The 26,809-nt window shown below is 60.8% G+C and carries 27 protein-coding genes; 24 read left to right on the plus strand and 3 right to left on the minus strand.

Translation table 11 applies throughout. The annotated features are described in order from the left end of the window. Positions 1 to 77: 77 nt before the first annotated feature. Positions 78 to 971, minus strand: coding sequence for a bifunctional DNA-formamidopyrimidine glycosylase/DNA-(apurinic or apyrimidinic site) lyase (gene mutM, locus ACO07N_RS10420; protein WP_421980952.1), 894 nt, complete (start codon positions 969 to 971; stop codon positions 78 to 80). A gap of 215 nt (positions 972 to 1,186) precedes the next feature. On the opposite strand from mutM, the gene ubiE reads away from it, so the two are divergent. Continuing rightward, a complete protein-coding gene (gene ubiE, locus ACO07N_RS10425; RefSeq protein WP_421984413.1) occupies positions 1,187 to 1,936 on the plus strand; it encodes a bifunctional demethylmenaquinone methyltransferase/2-methoxy-6-polyprenyl-1,4-benzoquinol methylase UbiE in 750 nt (249 codons plus the stop codon). Between the two features lie 5 nt (positions 1,937 to 1,941). Then, on the plus strand, positions 1,942 to 3,516 hold the full coding sequence (ubiB, locus tag ACO07N_RS10430) for a 2-polyprenylphenol 6-hydroxylase (RefSeq protein WP_421980953.1): 1,575 nt from the start codon (positions 1,942 to 1,944) through the stop codon (positions 3,514 to 3,516). Between the two features lie 32 nt (positions 3,517 to 3,548). Here ubiB and ACO07N_RS10435 read toward each other — a convergent pair whose 3' ends face one another. Both ACO07N_RS10435 and ACO07N_RS10440 read right to left on the minus strand, forming a co-directional pair. After that, a complete protein-coding gene (locus ACO07N_RS10435; RefSeq protein ID WP_421980954.1) occupies positions 3,549 to 4,175 on the minus strand; it encodes an alpha-ketoglutarate-dependent dioxygenase AlkB family protein in 627 nt (208 codons plus the stop codon). A 22-nt stretch (positions 4,176 to 4,197) separates the two neighbouring features. Then, a complete protein-coding gene (locus ACO07N_RS10440; protein ID WP_421980955.1) occupies positions 4,198 to 5,007 on the minus strand; it encodes a glycine-rich domain-containing protein in 810 nt (269 codons plus the stop codon). A gap of 338 nt (positions 5,008 to 5,345) precedes the next feature. Here ACO07N_RS10440 and dnaK point away from each other — a divergent pair, with 338 nt between their 5' ends. The 22 genes from dnaK (at position 5,346) to trmB (ending at position 26,726) form a co-directional block, all read left to right on the plus strand. Further along, positions 5,346 to 7,268, plus strand: coding sequence for a molecular chaperone DnaK (gene dnaK / locus ACO07N_RS10445; protein WP_421980956.1), 1,923 nt, complete (start codon positions 5,346 to 5,348; stop codon positions 7,266 to 7,268). A 163-nt stretch (positions 7,269 to 7,431) separates the two neighbouring features. Next, the gene (dnaJ, locus tag ACO07N_RS10450; protein WP_421980957.1) at positions 7,432 to 8,559 is read left to right on the plus strand and encodes a molecular chaperone DnaJ; all 1,128 of its coding nucleotides are present in this window, start codon (positions 7,432 to 7,434) and stop codon (positions 8,557 to 8,559) included. Positions 8,560 to 8,639: 80 nt separating this feature from the next. Further along, the gene (locus ACO07N_RS10455) at positions 8,640 to 9,302 is read left to right on the plus strand and encodes a class I SAM-dependent methyltransferase (protein ID WP_421980958.1); all 663 of its coding nucleotides are present in this window, start codon (positions 8,640 to 8,642) and stop codon (positions 9,300 to 9,302) included. 238 nt (positions 9,303 to 9,540) lie between these two features. Beyond that, the gene (locus ACO07N_RS10460) at positions 9,541 to 10,677 is read left to right on the plus strand and encodes a peptidoglycan-binding domain-containing protein (protein WP_421980959.1); all 1,137 of its coding nucleotides are present in this window, start codon (positions 9,541 to 9,543) and stop codon (positions 10,675 to 10,677) included. 128 nt (positions 10,678 to 10,805) lie between these two features. Then, positions 10,806 to 11,387, plus strand: coding sequence for an NADPH-dependent FMN reductase (locus ACO07N_RS10465; RefSeq protein WP_421980960.1), 582 nt, complete (start codon positions 10,806 to 10,808; stop codon positions 11,385 to 11,387). A 124-nt stretch (positions 11,388 to 11,511) separates the two neighbouring features. Continuing rightward, positions 11,512 to 12,072, plus strand: a complete 561-nt coding sequence (hslV, locus tag ACO07N_RS10470) for an ATP-dependent protease subunit HslV (protein WP_421980961.1) — start codon at positions 11,512 to 11,514, stop codon at positions 12,070 to 12,072. A gap of 6 nt (positions 12,073 to 12,078) precedes the next feature. Continuing rightward, on the plus strand, positions 12,079 to 12,597 hold the full coding sequence (locus tag ACO07N_RS10475; RefSeq protein WP_421980962.1) for a GNAT family N-acetyltransferase: 519 nt from the start codon (positions 12,079 to 12,081) through the stop codon (positions 12,595 to 12,597). 3 nt (positions 12,598 to 12,600) lie between these two features. Further along, positions 12,601 to 13,905, plus strand: a complete 1,305-nt coding sequence (gene hslU / locus ACO07N_RS10480) for an ATP-dependent protease ATPase subunit HslU (RefSeq protein ID WP_421980963.1) — start codon at positions 12,601 to 12,603, stop codon at positions 13,903 to 13,905. A gap of 68 nt (positions 13,906 to 13,973) precedes the next feature. After that, the gene (locus ACO07N_RS10485; protein ID WP_306142578.1) at positions 13,974 to 14,468 is read left to right on the plus strand and encodes a universal stress protein; all 495 of its coding nucleotides are present in this window, start codon (positions 13,974 to 13,976) and stop codon (positions 14,466 to 14,468) included. A 186-nt stretch (positions 14,469 to 14,654) separates the two neighbouring features. Then, positions 14,655 to 15,212, plus strand: coding sequence for a NifU family protein (locus ACO07N_RS10490; RefSeq protein WP_306142577.1), 558 nt, complete (start codon positions 14,655 to 14,657; stop codon positions 15,210 to 15,212). A 150-nt stretch (positions 15,213 to 15,362) separates the two neighbouring features. Continuing rightward, a complete protein-coding gene (gene tsaB / locus ACO07N_RS10495) occupies positions 15,363 to 16,040 on the plus strand; it encodes a tRNA (adenosine(37)-N6)-threonylcarbamoyltransferase complex dimerization subunit type 1 TsaB (protein ID WP_421980964.1) in 678 nt (225 codons plus the stop codon). Beyond that, a complete protein-coding gene (gene rimI / locus ACO07N_RS10500) occupies positions 16,037 to 16,525 on the plus strand; it encodes a ribosomal protein S18-alanine N-acetyltransferase (protein WP_421980965.1) in 489 nt (162 codons plus the stop codon). The genes tsaB and rimI overlap by 4 nt, the downstream gene beginning before the upstream one ends. A gap of 45 nt (positions 16,526 to 16,570) precedes the next feature. Next, positions 16,571 to 17,020, plus strand: coding sequence for a Fur family transcriptional regulator (locus ACO07N_RS10505; RefSeq protein WP_421980966.1), 450 nt, complete (start codon positions 16,571 to 16,573; stop codon positions 17,018 to 17,020). Then, positions 17,013 to 17,885, plus strand: a complete 873-nt coding sequence (locus ACO07N_RS10510; protein WP_421980967.1) for a lysophospholipid acyltransferase family protein — start codon at positions 17,013 to 17,015, stop codon at positions 17,883 to 17,885. The genes ACO07N_RS10505 and ACO07N_RS10510 overlap by 8 nt, the downstream gene beginning before the upstream one ends. Positions 17,886 to 18,012: 127 nt before the next feature. Beyond that, positions 18,013 to 19,485: a tRNA (N6-isopentenyl adenosine(37)-C2)-methylthiotransferase MiaB gene (gene miaB, locus ACO07N_RS10515; protein WP_421980968.1), complete on the plus strand. Its 1,473-nt coding sequence runs from the start codon at positions 18,013 to 18,015 to the stop codon at positions 19,483 to 19,485. Positions 19,486 to 19,497: 12 nt separating this feature from the next. After that, complete coding sequence (locus ACO07N_RS10520; protein ID WP_421980969.1) at positions 19,498 to 20,613, plus strand: PhoH family protein; 1,116 nt, start codon at positions 19,498 to 19,500, stop codon at positions 20,611 to 20,613. Positions 20,614 to 20,624: 11 nt separating this feature from the next. After that, complete coding sequence (ybeY, locus tag ACO07N_RS10525; protein WP_421980970.1) at positions 20,625 to 21,140, plus strand: rRNA maturation RNase YbeY; 516 nt, start codon at positions 20,625 to 20,627, stop codon at positions 21,138 to 21,140. 36 nt (positions 21,141 to 21,176) lie between these two features. Further along, positions 21,177 to 22,376, plus strand: coding sequence for a CBS domain-containing protein (locus ACO07N_RS10530; protein WP_421980971.1), 1,200 nt, complete (start codon positions 21,177 to 21,179; stop codon positions 22,374 to 22,376). A gap of 79 nt (positions 22,377 to 22,455) precedes the next feature. Then, positions 22,456 to 24,072 (plus strand): apolipoprotein N-acyltransferase, encoded by a 1,617-nt coding sequence (gene lnt, locus ACO07N_RS10535; RefSeq protein ID WP_421980972.1) that lies wholly within the window; start codon positions 22,456 to 22,458, stop codon positions 24,070 to 24,072. Between the two features lie 190 nt (positions 24,073 to 24,262). After that, positions 24,263 to 24,667, plus strand: coding sequence for a helix-turn-helix domain-containing protein (locus ACO07N_RS10540; protein WP_306142566.1), 405 nt, complete (start codon positions 24,263 to 24,265; stop codon positions 24,665 to 24,667). A gap of 112 nt (positions 24,668 to 24,779) precedes the next feature. After that, on the plus strand, positions 24,780 to 25,952 hold the full coding sequence (metK, locus tag ACO07N_RS10545; RefSeq protein ID WP_421980973.1) for a methionine adenosyltransferase: 1,173 nt from the start codon (positions 24,780 to 24,782) through the stop codon (positions 25,950 to 25,952). A gap of 87 nt (positions 25,953 to 26,039) precedes the next feature. Further along, entirely contained in the window at positions 26,040 to 26,726 is a 687-nt protein-coding gene (trmB, locus tag ACO07N_RS10550) for a tRNA (guanine(46)-N(7))-methyltransferase TrmB (protein WP_421980974.1), read from the plus strand. The last annotated feature ends 83 nt before the right edge of the window (positions 26,727 to 26,809 follow it).

Raw genomic sequence — 26,809 nt, forward strand, 5'->3', positions numbered from 1 at the left:
GCGACATGCCTAACCGACCCGGGGCCGGTCTGGCAAGGTTGGCAAAAGGTGGAACGCCGCAACCGGGTTTCCCGGCTTCAGGTCTGGCAAGACGGGCAATGAAACGTCGAGCGGTTGGACTGGACGATACGGTCGACGGTGCCTTTGCAGCCGGGCGTCCGGCAGGGCTCGCCCTCGCGGCCATAAACGGCAAAGGAGTGCTGGAAGTACCCGAGCGTTCCATCCGTCTGTGCATGATCGCGCAGGGAGGACCCGCCCGCCTTGATGGCGTCGTGCAGCGTTTCCCGGATGTTTTGTGCCAGGAGGACGGCTCTCTTGGTCGGCTTGCCGGTCTTGGTCACAAGCGATCCGGCAGGCCGCAGCGGGCTGAGGCCGCTGCGCCACAGCGCCTCGCACACATATATATTGCCGAGACCGGCGATCAGTTTCTGATTGAGCAGGGCTGCCTTCAACGGCATCTTGCGGTCCTTGAACAGACGCGCCAGGGCATCACCGCTCAGATCGTTGCCGAGCGGCTCAAGGCCGAGGTCCCTGAACAGGGGATGATCGCCCAGCTGCGCGCGCGGGATAAGATCCATGAAGCCGAACCGGCGCGGGTCATTATAGATGATGCGCGCGCCGGTGCGGGCGCCGATCTGCAGGTGAAAGACCACATGATCGTGTTTGGGGTCCTTGTTCCGCGGGTGCTCGAAGGCCCCGGGTGTGTCGCTCGATGCATCGTTCTCGATCCGGAACGAGCCCGACATGCCAAGATGCATCACCAGGACATCGCCGCTGCCGATATCCGCAAGCAGGTATTTCGAGCGACGGGACAGCGCGGAAACGGTCTGCCCGGTGAGGCGGGACGCGAACCCGTCCGGAAACGCAAATCTGAGATCCGGCCGATTCTGGTCGACGGACACGATCCGGGCCCCTTCGAACGTGGGCGCCAGACCGCGCTTGACCGTTTCGACTTCCGGCAATTCGGGCATTTCCGATTGTCTCCCCACTGGTGTCGGCGTCTGTGGCGCGCTATAGCCCTGCGGCAAATGGCTTTTCGTGGCCGGGAAAGATAGCGCTTGTGAAGTGCTTGTACTATTGTCCGGCGCGATTTGAAGCAAATTTACGACAGCATCCGCCAGGAGGCGCATTCATGACGCAACAGGCTCACAGGCAAGCGGGAGGCTCCGGCCGGTCGCCGGAAGACATGCCGACCAGTTTCGGTTTTTCCAAGGTCGCCGAAGGTCAGAAGCAGCTGTTGGTCGACGACGTCTTTCACAAGGTCGCGGAACGCTACGACCTGATGAACGATCTGATGTCCGGCGGATTTCACAGGGTCTGGAAGGACGCGATGGTGTCCTGCCTCGCGCCTCCTAAGACGGCGCGCACCGGCTGGCGGCTTCTGGACGTGGCCGGCGGTACCGGCGACATTGCCACCCGCGTCGTGCGCAAGTCGGACGAGGCCGTGACGGCGGTTGTCTGCGACATCAACGACAGTATGCTCTCCGTCGGCCGCGACCGGGCCGCGAAGGCGGGTCTCGGAGATCTGATCACCTTTTCCCAGGGCAATGCCGAAGAGCTTCCCTTTCCCGACCGGAGCTTCGATGCCTACACGATTGCGTTCGGGATCCGGAACGTGCCCGACATTCCGAAGGCCCTGCGCGAGGCGCACCGGGTTCTGAAGCGCGGCGGACGGTTCCTCTGTCTTGAATTTTCCGAGGTGGACGTGCCCGTTCTCGACAAGGTCTATGACGCGTTCTCCTTCAACGCGATCCCGCCGATCGGAAGATGGGTCACCGGCGATGCCGACCCCTATCAGTACCTTGTCGAATCGATCCGCAAGTTTCCGAGCCAGGAACGGTTTGCGGACATGATCCGCGACGCCGGTTTCGAACGCGTCGGTTTCCGCAACTATTCGGGCGGCATCGCGGCCCTGCACCACGGCTGGAAGTTTTAGTCACGATGCCGTTGATGCCTTTCCTCCGTCTCGTGCGGGCCGGGTTCGTGATGGCGCGCGAAGGCGTGTTCGGCCTGGTGTCGCTGCCGGATCTGCCGGCGGGACCGCGCCTCGGCATCGCACTGGCGCGCCTGCTTGAACGGCGCGCGGTCAAGGACAAGAGCGCCGAGCTGCGTCTGTCGGATGCGCTCAACAAGCTGGGTCCGTCCTATGTGAAGCTGGGCCAGTTCCTGGCGACGCGCGCAGACGTTGTCGGCAAGGACGCCGCGCGGGAGCTGTCTGCGCTGCAGGACCGGTTGCCGGCCTTCGATCACGAGGATGCAAGGGCGGCCGTTGCCGAACAGCTCGGGCGTCCGGTCGACGAAATATTTGCCGAGTTCGGGGAAGCGGTCGCGGCCGCGTCCATCGCCCAGGTGCATCCCGCGGTCATCCGCCGGAACGACGGAACGGAGAAGAAGGTCGCGGTCAAGGTGTTGCGGCCCGGTGTGTCCCGCCGGTTCCAGCGCGATCTGGAAAGCTACTATCTTGTGGCACGTCTTGCCGAACGCTTCCACGCCCCCTCCCGCCGGTTGCGGCCGGTTGCGGTTGTCGACACGCTGGCCCAGTCGGTCGCCATCGAGATGGATTTCCGTCTGGAGGCGGCGGCCCTTTCCGAGATGGCGGAAAACACGGCTGACGATCCGGGTTTCCGCGTTCCCTCAGTTGAGTGGCTGGATACGGCAAAGGGCGTCCTGACGATGGAATGGATCGACGGCCGCAAGATGTCGGACGTCGAAGGCTTGATCGAGGACGGCCACGACCTTGAGGCACTGGGTGCCGCCGTCATCCAGAGTTTCCTCCGCCACACGCTGCGTGACGGCTTCTTTCATGCCGACATGCACCAGGGCAACCTGTTCGTTCAGGAGGACGGCACGCTGGTCGCCGTGGATTTCGGCATCACCGGCCGGCTGAACAAGCGTGAACGCAGGTTCCTCGCCGAAATCCTGTTCGGCTTCATCACCCGCGATTACAGGCGCGTCGCCGAAGTGCACTTCGAGGCCGGTTACGTCCCGGCCAACCAGGACGTCGACATGTTCGCCCAGGCGATCCGGGCGATCGGCGAACCCATCCACGGCCACGATGCCAGCGAGATCTCCATGGCGCGGCTGCTGACACAGCTGTTCGAGGTGACCGAACTGTTCGAAATGCGCACCCAGACCCAGTTGATCATGCTGCAGAAGACCATGGTCGTGGTGGAAGGCGTTGCCCGTTCGCTCAATCCCAATCTCGACATGTGGCGGACCGCCGAACCGGTCGTCGGCAGCTGGATTAAGGAACATCTGGGGCCGGTCGGCAAGCTGCGCGATGCGGGCGACGTGATCTCCGCGCTGACGCGGGCTGCCAACGACCTGCCAATTTTTGCCGACCGGATCGGGCACATGTCCGAGGCCCTGGAAAACATGACGCGGGACGGGCTCAGGTTCGACGCCGAGACCGCCGAGGCCATCGGCCGGGCGGAAGCCCGGCACACACGCTCCGGACGGATCGCGCTCTGGGTGATTGCCGCCTGCGCGCTGGTCCTGACCTACCTGGCGATCTGAGCGTCACCTGAACACCAGATACGCCGCGCCAATCAATCCGGCGGCGTTACCCGCCTCAAGGTCAGGTTGATCCGGCCGCCGTTTTTCAAAAGCGTGGACGTTCCCTTCAGGACACGGTCGACACCGTGAAAGGCGAGACGGGCCTCGCCGCCCAGGACCACGACGTCACCGGAGTGCAGGCGGAACGACTTCGTCGGGTCGTTGCGCTTGAGCCCGCCGACCCGGAAGGTTGCCGTGTCGCCGAGCGAGACCGATACGACGGGGGCGTCGAAGGTCTGTTCGTCCCGGTCCTGGTGCAGGCCCATTTTTGCGCCCGCTTCGTAGAAGTTGATCAGGCAGGCTTCCGGGGCCGGGGCTGAAGAGGCAACCTCCTGCCAAAGCGCCGTGAGCCGGCCGGGAATGTCCGGCCACGGCCGGCCGGTTGTGGGGTGGCCGGGCTGATAGCGGTAGCCGTCGACATCCGACACCCAGCCGAGCGGGCCGCAATTGCTCATCTTGACCGAAAACGGTTTGCCGGTCTTCGGCATCACCGGCTGAAAGAGGGGGGCGTCGGCGACAGCCGTGCGGATCTCTTCCAGCAGCGCTTCCTGCGCCGCGCGGTCGAAAAAGTCCGGGAGATAGGAAAGGCCGGTCAGGCCGTTGATAGGAATGTCCTGCATGATGTCTTCATACAGGAGTTCCTCAGTCGCCGCAGCCTCCGCAGCCGGAGCCGCCGCCGCCGCCGTCACCGCAGCCTGCGCCGCATCCCGATGCATTTCCCGATGCCTTGCTGAGGATGGCACGCACCGCGATGATCAGAACGACAACACCGATCACGAACCAGGCGGTGTGCTCGCTCGCCCAGTGCCAGACCATGTTGCGCATTTTTTCCAGGAAAGTGTCCCCGGCCGGCTGCCCATGGGCAAAGGCGAGCCCGGTGCCGAAGAGAAGCGCAAAGAGGGAGACCGGCGCGGCATAGGCGCGCGCGGGGACGGATTTCAGATGCCGCCATGCGTGCAAGACCCAGCCGGGCGCGGCCGGTTTGGGGATGATCCAGACATCTTTCGTGTTGACCCGCTGAAAGTGCGGCGCCTTGCCGAAGCGGATGGCAGCGGACGGCCAGATATCGGCCGGAGGCGCCATGCCGAACTCGGTCCGGTAGAGATCCAGTGTTTTTTCATAGGCCTCCCGGAAGAGCACCGCCTGATTTGCCCCGCCCTTGGTCGGCATGTGATGCAGGGCTCCACCGAGCGCGTCCCTGAACGCCCCCCAATAGTGGCGCGAATAGGTCAGATGCAGGTGCCAGGCCTGGTCGACCTCGTCGCTCGGGGTCACCATTCCGGCTTTCATCCGGCTGAGATAGGCAAAGCGCTGGTATTCGGTAATGACACGCAGGGCGTAGTCATGTGTCCAGCCGTTGTCGCGGGCCAGCCGTTTTGAAAACGGAAAATCGGCCTCCACGTCATCCGGGTGGCAGGTGCTTATGCGTGTCCACAGTTCAGGGTCGTTCATTCAAGCCTCCGGCGCCCGACGGAAAGGAACGGGGCGGAGCCTACATCCAAAGCCTGAACCAATTCCGAAACCGGCCGGAAACCTTTGCATATGGTTGCCGATTTGCTATTGGCCGCACTGGAGTAACCATCTGGAAGATTTATCCACCAGCACAGGACATTGTCATCGCTCACATGTCTTGCAGGTAATGTTTCATCCACCTATATAGCGGTCAAGCTTTGCGCCAAATCCCGAGCATCCGCTCTGGCGCATCGTCCGGGACCTCCCGGAACCCAAGTGAGAGGAGCCGGACTGACGCCTTCATGGGTCTATCCGGTTTGCTAGAAAGAGAGGCACATATGGCAAAGGTCATTGGTATCGACCTCGGCACGACCAACTCGTGCGTCGCCGTCATGGACGGCAAGGATTCCAAAGTAATCGAAAACGCTGAAGGCGCGCGCACCACACCTTCGATGGTTGCGTTCTCCGACGACGGTGAGCGGCTGGTGGGCCAGCCGGCAAAACGCCAGGCGGTCACGAACCCCACCAACACCCTGTTTGCGGTCAAGCGCCTGATCGGGCGCCGCTACGACGACCCGACGGTCGACAAGGACAAGAAGCTTGTCCCGTTCGAAATCGTCAAGGCCGACAACGGCGACGCGTGGGTGGAAGCCAACGGCGACAAGTACTCCCCGTCTCAGGTCTCCGCCTTCATTCTTCAGAAGATGAAGGAAACGGCCGAGAGCTATCTCGGTGAAACGGTGACCCAGGCGGTCATCACCGTTCCGGCATACTTCAACGACGCCCAGCGCCAGGCCACCAAGGATGCCGGCAAGATCGCAGGTCTTGAAGTTCTGCGCATCATCAACGAGCCGACCGCGGCAGCACTTGCCTACGGTCTGGAAAAGAACGACGGCAAGACCATCGCGGTTTACGACCTTGGCGGTGGTACCTTCGACGTTTCCATCCTGGAGATCGGCGACGGTGTCTTCGAAGTGAAGTCCACCAACGGCGACACCTTCCTCGGCGGTGAAGACTTCGACATGGTTCTGGTCGACTATCTCGCGGCCGAATTCAAGAAGGACCAGGGCATCGATCTGAAAAACGACAAGCTGGCTCTGCAGCGTCTCAAGGAAGCTGCCGAAAAGGCCAAGATCGAACTGTCCTCTTCGTCCCAGACCGAAATCAACCTGCCGTTCATCACGGCCGATGCATCCGGTCCGAAACACCTGACGCTCAAGCTGACCCGCGCGAAATTCGAGTCGCTCGTCGAAGATCTGGTCAAGCGGACCATCGCTCCGATGAAAGCGGCCCTGAAGGACGCGGGCCTGGCAGCCGGTGAAATCGACGAAGTGGTTCTGGTCGGCGGCATGACCCGCATGCCGAAGATCCAGGAAACCGTGAAGACTTTCTTCGGCAAGGAGCCGCACAAGGGCGTCAACCCGGACGAAGTCGTCGCCATGGGCGCGGCGATCCAGGCCGGCGTTCTGCAGGGCGACGTCAAGGACGTTCTGCTTCTCGACGTGACCCCGCTGTCGCTGGGCATTGAGACGCTTGGCGGTGTCTTCACCCGACTGATCGACCGCAACACGACGATCCCGACCAAGAAGAGCCAGGTGTTCTCCACGGCCGAAGACAATCAGACGGCCGTGACGATCCGGGTCTTCCAGGGCGAGCGTGAAATGGCGGCGGACAACAAGGTCCTCGGTCAGTTCGACCTGGTCGGTCTTCCCCCGGCGCCGCGCGGCGTACCGCAGATCGAGGTCACCTTCGACATCGATGCCAACGGTATCGTCAACGTGTCCGCCAAGGACAAGGGCACCGGCAAGGAACAGCAGATCCGCATCCAGGCCTCCGGCGGTCTGAGCGACAGCGATATCGATCAGATGATCAAGGACGCTGAATCGCACGCGGACGAGGACAAGAAGCGCAAGGAACTGGTTGAAGCCAAGAACCAGGGCGAGTCTCTCGTGCACTCCACGGAGAAGTCGCTCAAGGATTACGGCGACAAGGTTTCCGAAGACGACAAGTCCGCGATCGAAAGCGCTCTGGCGGCCCTGAAGACCGCGCTTGAAGGCGAAGACCTTGAAGACATCAAGGCCAAGACGCAGGCGCTCGCCGAGGCTTCCATGAAGCTGGGCGAAGCCATGTATCAGGCCGCTCAGGCGGACGCCGAGGCGGAAGAAGGCGGCAGCGAGGAAGCAGCCTCCGAAGCCGAAGATGACGTTGTCGACGCGGATTTCGAAGAAGTCAAAGACGAAGACGACAAGAAGTCCGCCTAAACCACGAAACGCAGCCAGCCGGTCATCCGGCTGGCTGTTCAATTTTGGCGCCGGCCGCAGGTCTGTCCGATATGACGGACGCTCGTGTCCGGCGCTTTCGCCGTGATTGGCGCCGGAATGATCCTGGCTGCCGTCGGCGCAACAACAAGACCGAGAGATCTTGATGTCCAAACGTGATTTCTATGAGGTGCTGGGCGTATCACGCGACGCGGACGAAAAGGCGCTGAAGAGCGCTTACCGCAAGATGGCAATGCAGTATCACCCCGACAGGAACCCCGGCGATGGCGAGGCCGAAGCCAGGTTCAAGGAAGTCAACGAAGCTTATGACACCCTGAAGGACGGTCAGAAACGCGCCGCATATGACCGGTTCGGTCATGCCGCTTTCGAAAACGGCGGATTTGGCGGCGGCGGTGGCGCCGGCGCTCATGATTTCTCCTCCACCATGTCCGATATCTTCGAGGAATTTTTCGGTATGGGGGGCGGCCGCCGGTCCGGCGGACGCGAACGCGGTGCCGACCTTCGCTACAACCTGGACATCACCCTGGAAGACGCCTTTACCGGAAAGACGGTCGAGATCGAGGTGCCGACGAGTGTCACCTGCGACACCTGCACCGGCTCCGGAGCCAAGCCGGGCACGAGCCCGACGACCTGCCGGACCTGCGGTGGCTCCGGCCGTGTGCGCGCGGCGCAGGGGTTCTTCACGCTGGAGCGCACCTGTCCGAGTTGTCAGGGCAAGGGACAGGTCATCACCGATCCTTGCGAAAGCTGTGGCGGGAGCGGCCGGAAAACCCAGGAGCGAACCCTGTCGGTGAACATTCCCGCCGGCATCGAGGACGGCACCCGCATCCGTCTCGCGGGCGAGGGCGAAGCTGGCGTGCGCGGCGGTCCCGCTGGCGATCTCTACATCTTCCTGTCGATCAGGCCGCATGACCTGTTCCAGCGCGACGGGGCGGATCTTTATTGCCGCGTCCCGATCTCCATGTCGACGGCAACGCTCGGCGGCCAGTTCGACGTACCCACCGTGCAGGGCAGCACGAGCCGGGTGAAGGTTCCCGAAGGCACGCAGACCGGAAAACAGTTCCGCCTGCGCGGCAAGGGCATGCCGGTGATGCGGTCCAGCCAGCACGGCGACATGTATATTCAGGTGACGGTCGAGACGCCGACAAACCTGACCCGCCGGCAAAGGGAACTTCTCGCGGAATTCGAAAAGGAATCTTCCGGCGAAAACCACCCGGAATCAGCCGGATTTTTCTCCAAGGTGAAAGACTTCATCGATAATCTGGGGACGTAATCGACGCATTCGGTGCACCTGTCTATGGCAATTCCCTAACGGCGGCTCTATATTCCGATTCTGGGGACAGGTGAGGTAACATGCTGAAACGCAACAGTATTCATGTTGAGCGTCTTCGCGAGAAGCTGGACAAGGCTGCAGCCGTCCGGGCCAAGGTTCTCGATGAAATGAAATTCATACGGTCCTGGGCCCAGAATCCGCTGAGAACCGGGGCCGTTGCCCCCTCCGGTCCCGACCTTGCCGCGAAAATGGCGTCCTACCTGACGCCCCGTCCGCATTCACGTGTCGTCGAACTCGGCCCTGGAACCGGGGCGGTGACCAGGGCGCTGTTCGAACGCGGGTTTTCGCACGGCCAGCTGAACCTCATCGAATACAGCGCCAACTTCTGTGAAATGCTGAGTCTCAGATATCCGGGCCTGCCGGTGTTGCAGGGCGACGCCTACGCGCTCGAGCAAACGCTCCGGTCTGCCGGAGGATTTCTGTCCGGCGAAAAACAGACGGCTCACACCCTCGACGGCATCGTGTCCTCGCTTCCCCTGCTCACCCGTCCGGAGGCCGTGCGACGGAAACTGCTGAACGAGGCACTCACCCTGCTGAAACCGGGCGCACCCTTCATTCAGTTTTCTTACGGCCTGGTCATGCCGGTGACACCGGACAGCCATGCGGTCTCCGTGCATACCTCGGAATGGGTCTGGAAAAACCTGCCGCCCGCACGCGTCTGGGTTTACAGGAAGGGCCACTAGGCGGGACAGGCCCCGCTCCGGCGCGGCTCTCCAGTGGTTCCGTGCCGGATTGCAGGTCGAGCGACCAGGGGATTGCGAAACCCGTCCGGCCCGGATTTTTCGGTCAGTTCACGAATTGACACGCGGTTTCCTGCGTTGCGCAGGGATTCCGGTGACAACGATCACAGATTCAAGGCGGAAACTCGGATAAATCTCCGGCCCCGTGGATATTTGAATTAGATGATTGGGTGTCTTCAATATGATCAATTCCAGTATTGGTATCACCGGCTCAGTGGGCCGGTTCGGAAAAAATGAATACCTGGACGTCACGACCATACAGACCAGGCTCAATGCTCTCATGGGCACGTCGCGCAAGGCACTGGCTGTTGACGGCAAGGTCGGCTCGAAAACAATCGGCATGATCAAGGATTTCCAGGCGAGTGTCGTGAGGCTGCGTCGGCCCGATGGCCGCGTCGACCCCGGCAAGCGCACCATAACGGCCATGAACGATCCGAACTCCGCATCGGTCTGGCAGCGGATGTGCATCCCGCCGGAAGCCAGCCCTGCAACGGTGTCAAACGATACCGCACGGGATGACCGGATGTCTCCGGGCGAGAAGCTGCTGGCGAAGGAAGCGGCCAGTCTCGGCGAAAGCACCGCGTTCGACGAGTTCCGCAGGGAACTCATCGACAAGAGCATTCCCAACATGAAGAAGTTCCTCGGCACGATCGGACGGGCCGACGATGCGCGAAAGGTGATTGCCGCCTGGGCTCAGTTGCGCAAATGGGGGTTCTCTGTCGACGAAGCCCGCGACGTTATGAAGACCATCGCGGGAATGAGGGGGCGGCAATTCGGCGCCCTCGATGTCATCGGCAAACCCACATCCAAATTCGGCCGTTTCCTTGGAACGCTCGGCGGGAAAGCCGGTGCAGCCGGACACGTCATCACGATGATCGAGGTTGCCGACAAGTTCGAGCAGGGGGATTACCTCTATGGCACCTCCGAACTCTACAAGTATTACATGGGCAAGGCGATTCCCTGGGCCGGCATGGTCGAAGGGCTGCAGAGCCTTGTCGAGGCGATCGCCCCCGGAGCCGCCAAGAACAGCAAGGTCTTCCAGGTCATTCGCGCCTGCGATCCGATCGGTCTCGGTGCGTCGGGCGTCGACAGCATGACGACGCTGGTCCTCGGGACCGTCCACCTCATCCAGACCGGCAACATCGACATGGCCCGCCTGAGCCGTCTTGTCGACCGCATGAAACAGGGACCGACGAAGCTGTTTGCCGAAATGGGCGAGGATCTTGGCGATTCGGTCTACGAGATGTCCAAATGGCGCAAGGACGACTGGTCCTACGCCGTCAAGTCTATCCCGGGCTTCATCGCGAGCCTGTTCTGAACCCTGCGCTTGACGGGCGCGGCGCGGACCGTGCCTGCCGTTTCCGGACGGAAGGACTGGATAAGCTCTCCCTGTTTGCCATATCAAGGTGATCTCCTTGGCCACTCTTGTTCGAAAAGGGTCTCTTGATGCGCAATCCGAAGATTATCGTCTGTTCAGGTTCGGTGCGGGGCGGGTCCCACAACGCGAAACTTGCGGCCCTTGTGGCCAAGCGGCTGTCGATCCTCGACGCGGATGTGACACATCTTTCGCTGAAGGATTACCCGCTGCCGATCTATGATGGTGATCATGAAGCGGAAAACGGCGTGCCGGAAAATGCCAGGCGCCTGCATCGGCTTTTCGCCGGTCATGACGGCGTATTCCTGGCCTGTCCGGAATACAATGCCGGTATCACGCCGCTCCTGAAGAACACGCTTGACTGGATCAGCCGCGTCAAGGAACCGGGCGAGGCCTACCGGAACAAGGTATTCGCCCTCGGTGCCGCATCCCCCGGAGGGTTCGGAGGTCTGCGTGGGCTCATCGCGATGCGGACCATCCTGGAAGTTGGGCTCGGGGCTCTTGTGCTTCCGCAGATGGTATCCGTGCCCAAGGTGACTGCGGCCTTTGACGACAAGGACGACCTGATCGAGGATCGGATAAGCGGCCAACTCGACAAGCTTGTCGAAGCTCTCTTGAGAATGACGAAAATCGAGATCTCGCATTCGCATTGAAGCCGTCCGGACGGGCGCCTCGATCCGGTGAACCGAATTGATTTCTTGGAAAAGCCGCGAAGGCCGCCTACATAGGGCGGCAGCATTGAAATACCAAGAAGCTTAATGAACCCAAGAGGAATGAATGAGCGAAACGCGCGAACCGGCCCAATGGCACGGGACGACGATCATGATGGTGCGCAAGGACGGCAAGGTGGTTATTGCCGGTGATGGCCAGGTCTCCCTTGGTCAGACGGTGATCAAGCATTCCGCACGCAAGGTACGGCTGCTCGCAAAGGGCGAGGTGATTGCCGGATTTGCAGGTGCGACCGCGGATGCCTTCACCCTGTTCGAGCGCCTGGAAGCGAAACTGGAGCAGTACCCGGGCCAGCTGATGCGGGCCTGTGTCGAACTCGCCAAGGACTGGCGCACGGACCGGTACCTGCGCCGTCTTGAAGCGATGATGCTGGTTGCCGACAAGAACGTGTCCCTGGTCCTGACCGGGACCGGCGACGTCCTGGAGCCGGAAGGCGGCGTCATGGGCATCGGGTCCGGCGGCAACTATGCCCTGGCCGCGGGCCGGGCGCTGGTCGACACCGACTACGATGCGGAGACGATCGCTCGCAAGGCGATGGCGGTGGCCGCCGAGATCTGCGTCTACACGAACGAAAGTGTCACGGTAGAAACGCTCGACACGGCCGGGTAAATCGCCGTGATCTCGTTCCGCCCCGTCCAGGAAGAAGATCTTGCCCTGCTGGCTCATTGGCTCGAAAAGCCGCATTGGCGCAAGTGGTGGGGCGATCCGCAAACGGAGCTCGGCTACATCGAGGACATGGTGCAGGGACGCGACACGACACGCCCCTTCATCTTTCAGAAGGACGGCAGCGACAAGGGATACATTCAGGTCTGGTTCATCGGAGACCAGCAGAAAACGGACTACGCCGCTGATTATCCCTGGTTGTCCCTGTTGCCTGAGGAGGCCGTCGGTGTGGATCTGTCGATCGGATTGCAGGAGGATCTGTCGGCCGGACTGGGAACGGAGGCGCTCCGGGCCTTTGTCCGGATGCTCCTTGAAGAAGGGTACGGCCGGATCCTGATCGATCCGGACCCGCAGAACGAACGTGCAGTCAGGTGTTACCGCAAGGCCGGGTTTGAGGTGATCCCCGAACTTGTCGGAAAAACGGACGACTGCTTGCTAATGGAATTCAAGAACACGGAAGGCAAGTCATAAGACATGACGGATTTTTCCCCACGTGAGATCGTTTCGGAACTCGATCGCTATATTGTTGGCCAGAAGGACGCCAAGCGCGCCGTGGCGATTGCCCTGCGCAACCGCTGGCGCCGTCAGCAGCTGCAAGGACAGATGCGCGAGGAGGTCCTTCCCAAGAACATCCTCATGATTGGCCCGACCGGTGTCGGCAAAACGGAAATATCCCGCCGTCTTGCAAAGCTGGCGAATGCGCCTTTTACCAAGGTCGAGGCAACCAAGTTCACCGAGGTCGGCTATGTCGGCCGCGACGTCGAGCAGATTGTTCGCGATCTTGTCGAAGCCGGCATTACCCTGATCCGCGACAAGAAGCGCGAGGAAGTCAAGGCAAAGGCCCATGTCCTGGCCGAAGAGCGCGTTCTCGATGCACTTGTCGGAGCGAATGCGAGCCCGGCGACCCGCGAGAGCTTCCGCACGAAATTGCGTGACGGCGAGATGGATGAAAAGGAGATCGAGGTTGAGGTCCGCGCCCAGGCGCAGATGCCGAGTTTCGATCTGCCGGGCATGCCGGGCGCCAGTGTCGGCGTCATGAACATGTCCGATCTTCTCGGCAAGGCCTTCGGCGGCCAGACGAAGACCAAGCGGACGACCGTGAGCGACAGCTATCAGCTGCTGATCAACGAGGAATCGGACAAGCTTCTTGACGAAGATAAGGTTGTCGAAGAAGCGATCGCGCTGGTCGAAAACTCGGGCATCGTCTTCCTGGACGAGATCGACAAGATCTGCGCACGCGAAGGCAGGGCCGGGGCGGACGTTTCGCGCGAGGGCGTGCAGCGGGACTTGTTGCCGCTGATCGAGGGTACCGTGGTGTCCACGAAACACGGCCCGGTCAAGACGGACCATATCCTCTTCATCGCCTCCGGCGCGTTCCATGTTGCAAAGCCGTCCGACCTGCTGCCCGAATTGCAGGGCCGTCTTCCGATCCGCGTCGAACTCAGGGCGCTGAACAAGGATGATTTCAAGGCGATCCTGACGGAGCCCGAGGCCAGCCTGATCAAGCAGTATGTCGCCCTCATGGAAACCGAAGAGGTCACGCTCGCCTTCACAGAGGACGCCATTGACGAAATTGCATCCGTTGCCGTTGATCTCAATGCGTCTGTTGAAAACATCGGTGCCCGTCGCCTCCAGACCGTCATGGAGCGCATTCTTGACGAGATCTCCTTCACCGCACCGGATCGCTCGGGCGAAGTTGTTGAGATCAGCGCTGATTTCGTGAAGGAGAATATCGGCGACCTTGCCAAGAACGTCGACCTCTCGAAGTTCATCCTTTAATCGGACATCGCTCGCAGGCGGCCATTTCGCCGCTTGCGATGCGCGCGCGCGAATGGCAGCATGCAGCCATGGTAGCTATTCGCAAAAGCAACGAGGAAGGCCATCGCCGGAAATTTCTGGTCGTGGTCGACGAAACGCCCGAGTGCGACAGGGCAATTGTCTATGCGGCGAAACGGGCGGCGCGCACCGGCGGTGTCGTGACGCTTTGTTTCGTGATCGCGCCCGGTGATTTCCAGCACTGGCTCGGCGTTGAAGACATCATGCGCGCCGAAGCGCTGGAGGAAGCCGAAGCGACACTCGCGAAAACGGCGGAGCGGGTGCGGTCGGTGGCAAGAACGGAACCGGAGACGGTCGTTCGGGAGGGCTCCAAGTCCGAAGAGATCCTGGAATTGATCGAAGCCGATGCGGATATCGCAATTCTCGTGCTGGCCGCGAGTACGGGTTCGGAAGGACCGGGACCGCTGGTCTCTTCCATTGCGGGCAAGTCGGCGGGCACCTTTCCGATCCCGGTGACGATCGTTCCGGGGAACCTGGACGACGACTCGATCGCGGCACTCGCCTGACCGGAGCCGGCCGGCGGTAAAAGTGCCGCTGGAACTTGATCACGCGCGTTGAAGACCTATCTAGTTTTTAACTATTCCAAACTGCTGCGGGATGGGTTAAAAGAATCCATCGGTGTTTTGCGATGAGGTTGAGGCGCAGCACACCTGTCGAAACGGACGCGTTGTTCAAACGCAAGGACAAGAAAAATGTTCATTCAAACCGAAGCGACGCCGAATCCGGCCACGCTCAAATTCCTTCCGGGCCGCGTTGTCCTGCAGGAAGGAACCTACGATTTCAGGTCCAAGGCGGATGCCGGCGCATCCCCGCTTGCCGAAAGGCTGTTCGATGTTCCCGGCGTGGCCGCGGTCTTCTTCGGCCACGACTTCGTGACCGTGACCAAGGACGACACGGACTGGCAACACATGAAACCTGCAATTCTCGGGGTCATCATGGAGCAGTTCATGTCGGGTCAGCCGGTCATGGCGGCAGGTCAGGTCGAGGACATCGAGGAAGGCGAATTCTTTGATGAAGGCACCGAGGATACGGTGAAAACGATCAAGGAACTGCTGGAAACGCGTGTCCGTCCGGCGGTGGCGCAGGATGGTGGTGACATCACCTTCAAGGGCTTCAAGGAAGGCATCGTCTATCTGTCCATGCGCGGCGCATGCGCCGGCTGCCCGTCCTCGACCGCAACACTTCAGCACGGGATTCAGAACCTGCTTCGCCATTTCGTGCCGGAAGTTGAGGAAGTTCGGCCGATCTGATCCGATTTTCCCCATGTTTTCAAAGACCCGGCTTTTCAGCCGGGTTTTTCGTTTGTGTTTCAGCATTCACAGCGCAACGCAAGCCCGCAATTGGGATTAGGTCCAAAGCTCGGCTCGACACCGGCAGTGGGGCGGGGTAGGTGCATTGACATGCGTGTACTTGCGATCGACACAGCTCTGGCCAATTGCGCTGCCGCGGTTCTCGACGACGGCACCGAGAGCGGCTGCTTCGAGGCCTTTGGCGAGGAAATCGGCCGGGGTCACGCGGAGCGGCTGATGGACATGATCGGCGAGGTCATGGCGGAGACATCCACCGCTTTTTCCGATCTCGACCGGGTCGTCGTGACAATCGGCCCGGGAAGCTTCACGGGTCTCCGTGTCGGCCTCGCCGTGGCGCGCGGTTTCGGTCTCGTTCTGGGCAAGCCGGTCGTTGGAATCACGACGCTGGCCGCCATTGCCCGCGCATCCGCTCCAATGGATGGAGGCGCACCGCTTCTGGTCGCACTCACCGGAAAGGGTAACGAAGTCTATTGCCAGGAATTCGATGCGTCCGGCACGAAAACCGGCGAGGCGTCGGTTCGCACAATCTCCGATCTTGCGGCTTCCATGCCGAAATGCATAAGGTTGGCGGGCTCGGCTGCAGAACGGGTTGCGTCGGAGCTGGACCTGCCGGGCGAGCAGATCATCTCCCGGGCGGGGTTTCCCGGAATTCGGGATGTTGCGGAACTCGGACTTCTGGCCGATCCGGTCACGGCTTCACCATCGCCGCTTTACCTGCGGCCACCCGATGCGACACCGCAGACCAGGGGAAGGATTGAACGGCAATGAGTTTCTGGTGGTTCTGGACCCAGCCGCCGGTCGTGGAAGTGGCGCTGGACGAAGATCTGCCGAAGATTGCCGAAATCCACGCAGCTTCATTTCCGAACAAATGGAATGCCGAGGAACTCGCCCGGATGAAGGCGCAGGCCGGAGTCACCATGCTCGTCGCCCGTCGTGCCAGCCCCTATGGAACGCGCGCGCCGCTCGGCTTTCTTATCTTGCGCACGGCGGCGGACGAGGCGGAAGTGATCACCGTTGCCGTTCATCCGCGCCAGCGCGGCCGGGGGATCGGCAAGAAGCTGATGGAAGCCGGCCTGTTCCGCCTCTACGCGGACAGGTGCAGTCACCTGTTTCTGGAAGTCGACGCCTCCAACGAGTCCGCGCTACTGCTCTACAAGGGCCTGGGATTCCGTGAGGTGGCCCGGCGAAAGGGATACTACGGCGACAGCGAAGGCGACGGGACAGCGCTTGTCATGCGGATCGATCTTCGTTAAGCGCTGTGCTACGAAAAATCCGATCAATCATCAGGCGGCGACCAAATGACGGACGAGCGGCAAACAACGCTGGCGGAAATGTGTGTTGCAAAGGGCATGCGCATGACCGAACAGCGCCGCGTGATCGCAACGGTGATTGAGGCAGCGTCCGAGGAACATCCGGACGTCGAGGAACTCTACCGCCGCTCTGTCGCGATTGACCCCGGCATTTCCATTTCCACCGTGTATCGCACCGTCAAGCTGTTCGAGGACGCCGGCATGATCGAGCGCCACGATTTCAGGGACGGCCGTTCACGCTATGAAACGGTCCCCGACGAGCATCATGACCACCTGATCGATCTGCGCAGCGGCCAGGTTATCGAGTTCCGGAACGAGGAAATTGAGGCCTTGCAGGAATTCATCGCCAGGAAGCTCGGATACAAGCTGGTCGATCACCGTCTTGAACTCTACGGCGTTCCGCTGGAGCGATCCCGGGATGAAACCGGCGATGGCTGAGGTCAAGGCCGTCTGCATCATTGCTGTTCTCACGCTTGTTTCGCTTGTCCTGATACCGCTTCAGTGGCTGTCGATGAAATTCGGTCTCCGCAGCCGGGAGATCCTGCCGAAGATCTGGCACAGGATCGCGACGCGCCTCGTCGGCATCAAGGTCGTCCAGATCGGGCACCCGGCCCGGGACAGGCCGCTGCTCATCGCGGCAAATCACGCATCCTGGGTCGACATCACCGTGCTGGGCTCGCTCATTCCGCTTTCCTTCATCGCCAAGTCCGAGGTCTCCGGCTGGCCGGTCTTCGGCCTGCTGGCCAGGCTGCAGCGCACCGTGTTCGTTAACCGGACACGGCGCACGGAGACGGGGCAGGCCGCGGACGAGATTGCAGAGCGCATGGCCGCGGGTGACGTCATGGTGCTGTTCGCGGAAGGCACGTCGAACGACGGCAACTGTGTCTTGCCGTTCCGCTCTGCGCTGCTGGGCGCAGCCACGCGCGCAATTGGCGACGACGGCGGAGCAACCGTCTGGGTCCAGCCGCTGTCCGTCGCCTATCAGGGGTTCTACGGTCTTCCCATGGGACGCGCCCATCGCCCCCATGTCGCCTGGTATGGCGACATGGAGTTGCCCGGTCATTTGTGGGGTATTTTTACCCGCGGTGCACTGGACGTCATTGTAACGTGGGGCGAGCCCGTGCTCGTTGACAGGACGACGGATCGCAAGGCCCTGACCAGGCGTCTGGAGCATGAGGTGCGCGCGCTCACGATCGCCTCGCTGCTGCAGAAGCCGGTCGAGCGGCCGGAGCAGGTGGGGGGCGACGAGCCCGCATCCTTCTCAAACGACGAAAAAGCCGATAAAGCTGGCGCCGGAAATTGAATGCCGCTATACGGCGGTCCTGTCATGGCCGCGTGAGCTCCGTTAAGCTGGCGCGCGGCTGGGTAACAGACCCGGACAAAAGACCACCTGGACATATCTGCCGCGTGAACGAGGCGACGAGAAGCGAATGACAAGCCGCCCTGAACAAGATCAGGAAACGACCGGAACTGCCGTTTCCGACAAGGATGCCGGACCATCTGCAGGCGCCGCCGCCCGCAAGGTGTTCGTGCGCACCTATGGCTGCCAGATGAATGTCTATGACAGCGAGCGCATGACCGATGTGCTGGGACCTGAGGGATACGAGGCGACGAGCACGCTCGAGGATGCCGATCTGGTAATCCTCAACACCTGCCACATTCGCGAAAAGGCTGCCGAAAAGGTCTATTCCGAACTCGGTCGTATCCGAAAGGTCAAGGAAGCGCGCGCAAAGTCCGGCAAGGACATGATGGTCGGGGTTGCCGGCTGTGTCGCACAGGCGGAAGGCGAGGAGATTTCCCGGCGCGCTCCGATCGTCGATCTGGTGGTTGGCCCGCAGAGCTATCACCAGTTGCCCGGTCTTCTGGACAAGGCCCGGAAGGGTACGAAGGTTGTCGAAACGGAATTCGACATTGATGCGAAGTTCGGCCATCTGTCCGAACGCGCGCAAACCCGGGTTCTCAAACGTGCGCCGTCGGCCTTCCTGACGGTTCAGGAAGGTTGCGACAAGTTCTGCACCTTCTGTGTGGTGCCCTATACCCGCGGAGCGGAGGTTTCGCGCCCGGTCGAGCAGATCGTGTCGGAGGCCGAGCGCATGGCTGCAGCTGGCGTTCGCGAAGTCACGCTGCTGGGACAGAATGTCAACGCCTATCACGGCGAAGCGGCGGACGGGGCGAGCTGGGGTCTTGGCCGGCTCCTGCGCCGGCTCTCGGAAATCGACGGATTGGACCGGCTCCGGTACACCACCAGCCATCCGCGCGACATGGATGACGACCTGATCGGGGCGCACCGGGACCTGAAGAGCCTGATGCCGTACCTGCATCTTCCGGTGCAATCGGGGTCCGACAAGATCTTGAAAGCCATGAATCGCCGCCACACCAGGGACGAGTATTTCCGTCTGATTGACCGGATCCGCGACGCGTCTCCGGAAATCGCCCTGTCGGGAGACTTCATCGTCGGTTTCCCGGACGAGACGGATCGGGATTTCGAGGACACCATGGACCTGATCCGGCGTGTCGGATACGGATCGGCCTTCTCCTTCAAATACAGTCAGCGTCCGGGCACCCCCGGCGCGACGATGGAGAACCAGGTTCCGGAGGAGGTCAAGTCCGCACGGCTTGCCGAGCTTCAGGCGCTGGTCAGCGCCCAGCAGAAAGCCTTCAACGAATCCAGGCTCGGAATGGTCTGTGACGTTCTTCTGGAGAAAACGGGCCGCAATGAGGGCCAGCTTGTGGGCAAGTCGCCCTGGCTGCAGCCGGTGCAACTGGACGCGCCCGAAGCTCTCATCGGCAGCATACAAGCGGTGGAAATCGTCAAGATCGGCTCTAATTCGCTGTTCGGGCAATTGATTGACGGGCACAATGGTCGTGAAAATGCAGAGACGGTCACGGCCGCTACGGCTTAAAGGAGACGTCATTTGACGCGCGAGAGTTCTTCTTCCTCACGCAAACAGTCTGATCAAGCAGCTGCCTCGGCATCCGATGCAACCCATGTCGTCCTTGCGTTTGAAGACAACCGTTTGATCGGTGATCTCTTCGGCCAGTTCGACCAGAACCTTGCCTTGATCGAGCAGCGGCTCGGGGTCGACGCCATTGCCAGGGGCAATCAGGTGACCCTGAAAGGCTCGCAGGCGGGGTGCTCGCAGGCAAGAAATGCGCTGGAAGCGCTGTATCAGCGGCTGTTGCAGGGACAGGAAGTTCACCCGGGTGACGTGGACGGCGCGCTGCGCATGGCCGCTGCTGCCGAAGCGCAGTTGCCCTTGCCGACCCTTGAGCCGAAATCCCGGCTGGCCTTTGCGCAGATCGCCACGCGCCGCAAGACGATCGTCGCGCGCACGCCGACACAGGACGCCTATATCCGTTCGATGGACCGGGCGGATCTGATTTTCGGCACCGGTCCGGCCGGTACGGGTAAGACCTTTCTGGCCGTCGCCTATGCCGCCGCTCTGCTGGAGCGCGGTGACGTCGCACGCCTGATCCTGTCCCGCCCTGCGGTCGAAGCCGGCGAACGCCTCGGGTTCCTGCCCGGCGAAATGAAGGACAAGGTCGATCCCTACCTGCGACCGATCTACGATGCGCTTTATGAAATGATGCCCGCGGAGAAGGTCGACCGCGGGCTTCAGTCGGGGATGATCGAAGTCGCACCGCTGGCTTTCATGCGCGGGCGGACATTGTCGAACGCCGTCGTTCTCCTCGACGAAGCGCAGAACACCACGTCGATGCAGATGAAGATGTTTCTGACGCGTCTCGGCGAGGGGTCGAAGATGATCGTCACCGGCGACCCGAGCCAGATCGATCTCCCCGCAGGGCAGAAGTCTGGATTGCGTGAAGCGCTGGGCCTGCTGACCGACATTCCGGCCGTTGCCCATGTTCGCTTCAATGAGACGGATGTTGTGCGTCACGAACTCGTCGGACGGATCGTGACCGCCTACGACAACGCGTCGCGTGAGGAATCCGAAGCACGTGAGCGGCGGTATGCCGAGCGACAGCGCGAGGAACCCGCCGCAGGTCCCCGCAAGGCGGCAACGTCCTGAAACGGCAGCAAATGACCTCTGCTCTCCCGGACGGATTCGTGATCGACGTCAACCTGGAAGCCGGTAGCTGGCCGGGTGAGAAGGATCTGATCCATCTTGCCGACGCGGCAATTCGGGCAACCCTGACGACGGGCGGATTGCAGGTCACGGACAACAGCGAGGTTTCGCTGCTGTTCACGGACGATGACGCCATCCGCAAACTGAACGGCCAATGGAGAGACAAGGACAAACCGACGAACGTTCTGTCTTTTCCCGGAAGCGATCCGGTCGATGACGTCTATGGCCCGCTTCTGGGCGATATCGTCTTCGGCTTTGAAACGATAGAGCGCGAGGCGCGCGATATGGGAGTTGATTTCTCCGATCATCTTTCCCATCTCACTGTTCATGGTTTGCTACACCTTTTCGACTATGATCATCAGACAGACGAAGAGGCCGAGTTGATGGAAGGTCTTGAGAAAACCATACTTGCATCGTTAGGCATTGATGATCCTTACGCTGGCAGTCCTCTTGTGGTTGACGGCAATTAGGTGGCATCATGGGGCACAAAGTTCTTGTATTGATAAATGATGAGCGCAGTTGAACCGCAAAGTCCGGAGGGCGAGTCCACGACCGCGAATGCCGGGCAATCTTCCGACGGAGAAGATCCGCAACAGACGAAGCCGCAGCGTACTGCGGCCTTTCTCGAAAATCTCAAACGCATCTTGCGCTTGGGGCGCCAGTCATCGAGCCTGCGCGAAAATCTGGAAGACGAACTCGCGCGCGACGGCAGCGGCGATACGGCTTTTTCTCCAGAGGAACGTTTGCTGCTTGGCAACATCCTGCGCCTGCGCGAGTTGCGTGTGGATGACGTGATGATCCCGCGTGCCGACATTGACGCGGTTGACCTGGACACCAGCCTGAGCCGTTTGATGGAATTGTTCCAGAAGAGCGGTCATTCCCGCATGCCCGTCTACGAGGATACGCTCGACGACCCGCGCGGCATGGTCCACATCAAGGATCTCATGGCCTTCATCGCGGAGCGAGGTGCAAAGCGCGAAAATACAACCACTGTGGAAAATGCTGATACCGCAGACGAGAAAAATGACGCCCTGCACGCCGCAACAGCCCGCAAGGGACACAACACACCCGATCTGGATCTCTCCAGCGTGGATCTTTCGGTCACGTTGAAGGAAACGGATCTTTTGCGGAACCTGCTTTTCGTGCCGCCGTCCATGCCGGCGACGGATCTCATGGCAAAGATGCAGGCCGGCCGTATCCAGATGGCTGTCGTGATTGACGAGTATGGCGGGACCGACGGCCTCGTTTCGCTCGAGGATCTGGTTGAAGAGGTTGTCGGCGACATCGAGGACGAGCACGATGAAGACGAAGAGGCCATGCTCGCGTCTGCGGGCGAGGGGGTCTGGATAGCTGATCCGCGGCTGCCGTTGGAAGACCTCGACGAAGTTCTCGGAACAAAATTGTCGGGCGGCGAAATCTCTGAAGACGTCGATACGCTCGGCGGACTTCTTTACGTGTCGGTCGGACGTGTGCCGGTTCGCGGTGAACTTTTGTATGTCCCGGACGAAGTGCCGGGTTTCGAGTTTGAAGTCATGGATGCCGATCCGAGACGGATCAAGCGTCTCAAGATCCGCCGCAAACGGGCTGAAGCCCGGCCCCAGGAGTTGCGCCGACGGACCAAGAAACCCGGATCGGGACAGCCTGAAAACAGCCAGGCCAGGTCCGGTGACACACTGGCAGATCCGCAGGAACCGCTGGAAGGTTAGGCCAGGTCTTCACAATTGGACTTGACCGGCCTGCTGTCAGCCGACGACTCTCCAGTTCTCACCTGGGGATTCGGATCTGATGCACTGGCTCACACAACGACTGACTATTCTGCCGAACACGTTTCTGTTGGCCTGGGGATGGCAGCGCCGGTTTCTCGCAATCCTTTGCGGAGCGTTGACCGCCCTCGCTCTCCCGCCGTTCGGATGGTCGCCGGTTCTGCTGCTAACATTTCCGTGTTTCGTATGGCTGCTGGACGGCGCCCTGGAAGTTGACGGACAAGAGAACGGTGCACGCTTTCGCACAGGTTTCTTTCTCGGCTGGCTGTTCGGTTTCGGTTACTTTCTCGCCGGCCTGTGGTGGATCGGCGCGGCATTTCTTGTCGAGGCCGACCGTTTTGCCTGGTTGTTGCCGTTCGCAGTGCTGGCAATGCCGGCCGGCCTGGCGTTTTTCACCGCGCTTGGTGTCGCGCTTGCGGCCCTGCTCTGGAGTGATCAGTTCTACAGGATCTTGCTGCTTGCAGCCTGTTTGACGATCTCGGACTGGGTGCGGGGGCATGTCTTGACCGGATTTCCCTGGAATGCGTTCGGATACGGCGTTTCCGGCAACCTGGCCCTGGCGCAAACAGCAAGCCTCTTCGGTGTCTACGGAATGACCTTTCTCGTCGTCGCGGTCAGCGCCGCGCCCGCAGTGCTCGCCGACGCCAGGCCTGCGGGGCAGCGACTGCGGGCCGTGTCGCTCGCAGCCGTTGCCTTTGTCGCTGCTCTGACCTTCGGGTCCGTCCGGACCTGGACGGCGGACGTGGAATACACCTCCCTGGATGTCAGGATCGTGCAGCCTTCGATTGACCAGAAGGACAAGTGGCGGCCGGAACTCAGGGACGAGATTTTTCAGACCTATCTCGACATGACAGAGGCGCCGCTTGGCGGTGCGGCGCGCGTCGGGCAGTCCAGGCTGGTCGTCTGGCCCGAATCGGCGCTGCCGTTTCTTCTGACGCAGGAACCGGGCGCCCTGTTCCGCATCGGAAAGGCTCTGGGCGACAACACCGAACTTGTCACCGGGGCGGTGAGACTTGAAGCCGGCGCTGACGGACCGGTGTATTTCAACAGTGTCTACGTCGTGGGTGGCGATGGCACCGTCAAAGGCATCTACGACAAGGTCCGGCTGGTTCCCTTTGGCGAATACGTTCCGTTCAAGACGCTGCTTGAAGATATCGGTTTCACGAATATTGCCGGGCCGATCGAGGGGTTCGAGGCCGGCTACCACCAGCGTGTGCTTTCCACCACCGAAGATTTCAGTTTTCTACCATTGATTTGCTATGAAGCGATTTTTCCGGGCGTGGTCTCTGCAACGCCCGATGAGCCGTCTTTTCTCTTGAACGTGACGAATGACGCGTGGTTCGGGCGCACGCCCGGTCCCTACCAGCACTTCGCACAGGCGCGCATGCGCGCGATCGAGACGGGATTGCCGCTCGTGAGGGCAGCAAATACGGGCATTTCCGCTGTCGTAGATGGATATGGAGCCGTTGTCGATGAATTGACAGTTTTTGAACGGGGTATCGTAGATGCCGGTCTTCCAAAGCAATTGGGCACAACTATCTATGAGATTTTTGGCGATGTGCCGGCACTGATTATTTCAATAACACTTGTCGGATTTGCAATTTTTGCAAAATACAACCGCCACTCGCGTTATAATTGATAATTTTTGTTTGAGTTGAGTGATCGAAGTGTGATACAACCGTGAAACAGCCGATTGAAGGCTGATTCATGTACAAGCTAGGGGTTGCGGGCTTGCTTCAGTCTCTTCGGTCTTGTGGGAGGACCCAGGAGAGCTTGTACGATCTGATATGAGCGGACATTCGCCGCAAAAAGAAGAAAGAGCGACGTACATGCCCAGTAAAAAGTCTCCGAATCCGATCGACATACACGTAGGTAGCCGTGTTCGCCTGAGGCGGATGATGCTTGGAATGAGTCAGGAAAAACTGGGTGAAAGCCTTGGCATCACCTTTCAGCAAATTCAGAAATACGAAAAGGGCACAAACCGGATCGGCGCCAGCCGCCTTCAGCATATCGCAACGATCCTGAAGGTGCCGGTGTCGTTCTTTTTTGAAGACGCTCCGGGCACTCCGGAGGAGGCCGAAGGGTTTGGCGAAACACAGCCGACGTCCTATGTCGTCGACTTCCTCTCGTCTTCCGAAGGGCTGTCATTGAACAAGGCATTCGTGCGGATCGAGGATCCGAAGGTGCGGCGCCGGATCGTCGATCTGGTTCGTTCTCTGTCCGGTGACGAGTAACAAATTTTCAAAACGCGCTTGACGCGACGAAAAACTTCAAAGATTGATGCACCCGAAGCGGCGAAATTATTCGCCGCTTCATTCATATTCATTCCCAGAAGGACGATCGCCAATGGCACGTCAGAATTATCTTTTTACGTCCGAGTCCGTTTCGGAAGGACATCCGGACAAAGTTTGCGACCGAATCTCCGATGCTGTCGTCGACGCCTATCTTCGTGAAATGCCGGAAGCACGTGTCGCGTGCGAAACGCTTGCCACCACGAATCGTGTCGTGATTGCCGGCGAAACGCGGGGACCGGCAGGCATCACCAACGAGTATATTGCGCATCTCGCGCGCATGGCCATCAAGGACATCGGCTACGAGCAGGATGGCTTCCACTGGGAGAACTGCGACGTTGCCGTTCATCTTCACGGCCAGTCGGCGCATATCGCCCAGGGCGTTGATGCGGGCGGCAACAAGGACGAAGGTGCGGGCGATCAGGGGATCATGTTCGGGTATGCCTGCCGCGAAACCGAAGAACTGATGCCGGCTCCCATTCTCTACTCGCACAAGATTCTCAGCCTCCTGGCCGACGCCCGCAAGTCCGGCAAGGAGCCGGTGCTGGGCCCGGATGCGAAAAGTCAGGTCACCGTTCGCTATGAAAACGGCGCGCCCGTGGCGGCGACGTCGATCGTTCTGTCGACGCAGCACCTGGATCCGGCACTGACCTCCGAGGACGTGCGCCGGATTGTCGAACCCTATATCCGTACAGCGCTTCCTGATGGTTGGATCACCGGTGAAACCGAATGGCACGTCAACCCTACCGGCGCTTTCGTGATCGGCGGACCGGATGGTGACGCAGGCCTGACCGGCCGGAAGATCATCGTCGATACCTATGGCGGTGCGGCGCCGCATGGTGGTGGTGCATTCTCCGGCAAGGACCCGACCAAGGTTGACCGGTCTGCTGCATATGCGGCGCGCTACCTGGCGAAAAACGTGGTGGCGGCGGACCTCGCGGACCGGTGCACGATCCAGCTGTCCTACGCGATCGGCGTTTCCGAACCGCTTTCGGTCTATGTCGATCTGCACGGCACCGGACGCTGCGATGAAGCCAGGCTTGAGACCACGCTCCGCGAAGTCATGGGCCTGAGCCCGCGCGGCATTCGCGAACATCTGAAGCTGAACAATCCGATTTACGAACGCACGGCTGCTTATGGTCATTTCGGCCGTCAGCCGGACGCCGACGGCGGCTTCACCTGGGAAAAGACGGATCTCGTCGACGCTTTGCGCCCGCTTGCCGGGTAGCATCGCGCCGTTCACAGGCTTTTGAAAATTCAGACCGCCGGTCCTGTACCGGCGGTCTGCCGCATGTAAAGACCGCACCGGCAAACCATGTCTGATCGATACGAAGGGTCCTTCTTCGGCCGCCGCAAGGGCAAGCCTTTGAGCCCGCGCCGCGAAGCCCTCATGGAAAACGAACTGCCGCGCCTGGCGCTCGACCTGAGTGTCCCCGCGCCCCACGCGCTTCGCGACTTGTTCGAAGCGGATGTGACGACCGTCTGCCTGGAGGTCGGGTTCGGCGGTGGCGAGCACCTGTTGCACCGTGCCCGCACCGAACCTGAGACCGGGTTCATCGGGATCGAACCTTTTGTCGGCAGCATGGCCAAAACGGTCGCCGCGATCGTTTCGGAAGATCTTCACAACATCCGACTTTACGACGACGATGCGGTCAATGTCCTCGACTGGCTTCCCGACGCATCGCTGGATTTGGCCTATCAGCTCTACCCGGACCCCTGGCCGAAGAAACGGCATTGGAAGCGGCGTTTCATCAATGGACAGAATCTCGATCGCTATGCCAGGGTCCTCAAGCCGGGAAGCGCGTTCCGGTTTGCCAGCGACATCGATACCTATATCGACTGGACGCTGCGCCACTGCCGGGACCATGCGCAATTCGAGTGGCTGGCCGAAACGGCGGCCGACTGGAAAACGCCCTGGCAAGGCTGGCCAGGGACGCGCTACGAGGCCAAGGCGATCCGGGAAGGCCGCACGGGCCGGTATCTTTCGTTCCGCCGGATTTGAACGTGTGCGGGCACACCGCCAACGCCGAAGTCTGTCTGCAGCTTTCAAGTTCTTTGGACGATTTCAGATCGGACACTTGCGCT

Source organism: Roseibium sp. (assembly GCF_965229775.1).
GTDB lineage: Bacteria > Pseudomonadota > Alphaproteobacteria > Rhizobiales > Stappiaceae > Roseibium.

Coding starts and splice junctions, on each gene's coding strand:
- metK (WP_421980973.1), top strand. CDS start 24,780: ATGGCACGTCAGAATTATCTTTTTACGTCCGAGTCCGTTTCGGAAGGA.
- ACO07N_RS10485 (WP_306142578.1), top strand. CDS start 13,974: ATGGTAGCTATTCGCAAAAGCAACGAGGAAGGCCATCGCCGGAAATTT.
- ACO07N_RS10505 (WP_421980966.1), top strand. CDS start 16,571: ATGACGGACGAGCGGCAAACAACGCTGGCGGAAATGTGTGTTGCAAAG.
- mutM (WP_421980952.1), bottom strand. CDS start 971: ATGCCCGAATTGCCGGAAGTCGAAACGGTCAAGCGCGGTCTGGCGCCC.
- ACO07N_RS10530 (WP_421980971.1), top strand. CDS start 21,177: ATGATGAGCGCAGTTGAACCGCAAAGTCCGGAGGGCGAGTCCACGACC.
- ACO07N_RS10435 (WP_421980954.1), bottom strand. CDS start 4,175: ATGCAGGACATTCCTATCAACGGCCTGACCGGCCTTTCCTATCTCCCG.
- ubiB (WP_421980953.1), top strand. CDS start 1,942: ATGCCGTTGATGCCTTTCCTCCGTCTCGTGCGGGCCGGGTTCGTGATG.
- dnaJ (WP_421980957.1), top strand. CDS start 7,432: ATGTCCAAACGTGATTTCTATGAGGTGCTGGGCGTATCACGCGACGCG.
- ACO07N_RS10465 (WP_421980960.1), top strand. CDS start 10,806: ATGCGCAATCCGAAGATTATCGTCTGTTCAGGTTCGGTGCGGGGCGGG.
- rimI (WP_421980965.1), top strand. CDS start 16,037: ATGAGTTTCTGGTGGTTCTGGACCCAGCCGCCGGTCGTGGAAGTGGCG.
- tsaB (WP_421980964.1), top strand. CDS start 15,363: ATGCGTGTACTTGCGATCGACACAGCTCTGGCCAATTGCGCTGCCGCG.
- dnaK (WP_421980956.1), top strand. CDS start 5,346: ATGGCAAAGGTCATTGGTATCGACCTCGGCACGACCAACTCGTGCGTC.
- miaB (WP_421980968.1), top strand. CDS start 18,013: ATGACAAGCCGCCCTGAACAAGATCAGGAAACGACCGGAACTGCCGTT.
- ACO07N_RS10510 (WP_421980967.1), top strand. CDS start 17,013: ATGGCTGAGGTCAAGGCCGTCTGCATCATTGCTGTTCTCACGCTTGTT.
- hslU (WP_421980963.1), top strand. CDS start 12,601: ATGACGGATTTTTCCCCACGTGAGATCGTTTCGGAACTCGATCGCTAT.
- trmB (WP_421980974.1), top strand. CDS start 26,040: ATGTCTGATCGATACGAAGGGTCCTTCTTCGGCCGCCGCAAGGGCAAG.
- ACO07N_RS10490 (WP_306142577.1), top strand. CDS start 14,655: ATGTTCATTCAAACCGAAGCGACGCCGAATCCGGCCACGCTCAAATTC.
- ACO07N_RS10540 (WP_306142566.1), top strand. CDS start 24,263: ATGCCCAGTAAAAAGTCTCCGAATCCGATCGACATACACGTAGGTAGC.
- ybeY (WP_421980970.1), top strand. CDS start 20,625: ATGACCTCTGCTCTCCCGGACGGATTCGTGATCGACGTCAACCTGGAA.
- lnt (WP_421980972.1), top strand. CDS start 22,456: ATGCACTGGCTCACACAACGACTGACTATTCTGCCGAACACGTTTCTG.
- ACO07N_RS10455 (WP_421980958.1), top strand. CDS start 8,640: ATGCTGAAACGCAACAGTATTCATGTTGAGCGTCTTCGCGAGAAGCTG.
- ubiE (WP_421984413.1), top strand. CDS start 1,187: ATGCCGACCAGTTTCGGTTTTTCCAAGGTCGCCGAAGGTCAGAAGCAG.
- hslV (WP_421980961.1), top strand. CDS start 11,512: ATGAGCGAAACGCGCGAACCGGCCCAATGGCACGGGACGACGATCATG.
- ACO07N_RS10440 (WP_421980955.1), bottom strand. CDS start 5,007: ATGAACGACCCTGAACTGTGGACACGCATAAGCACCTGCCACCCGGAT.
- ACO07N_RS10460 (WP_421980959.1), top strand. CDS start 9,541: ATGATCAATTCCAGTATTGGTATCACCGGCTCAGTGGGCCGGTTCGGA.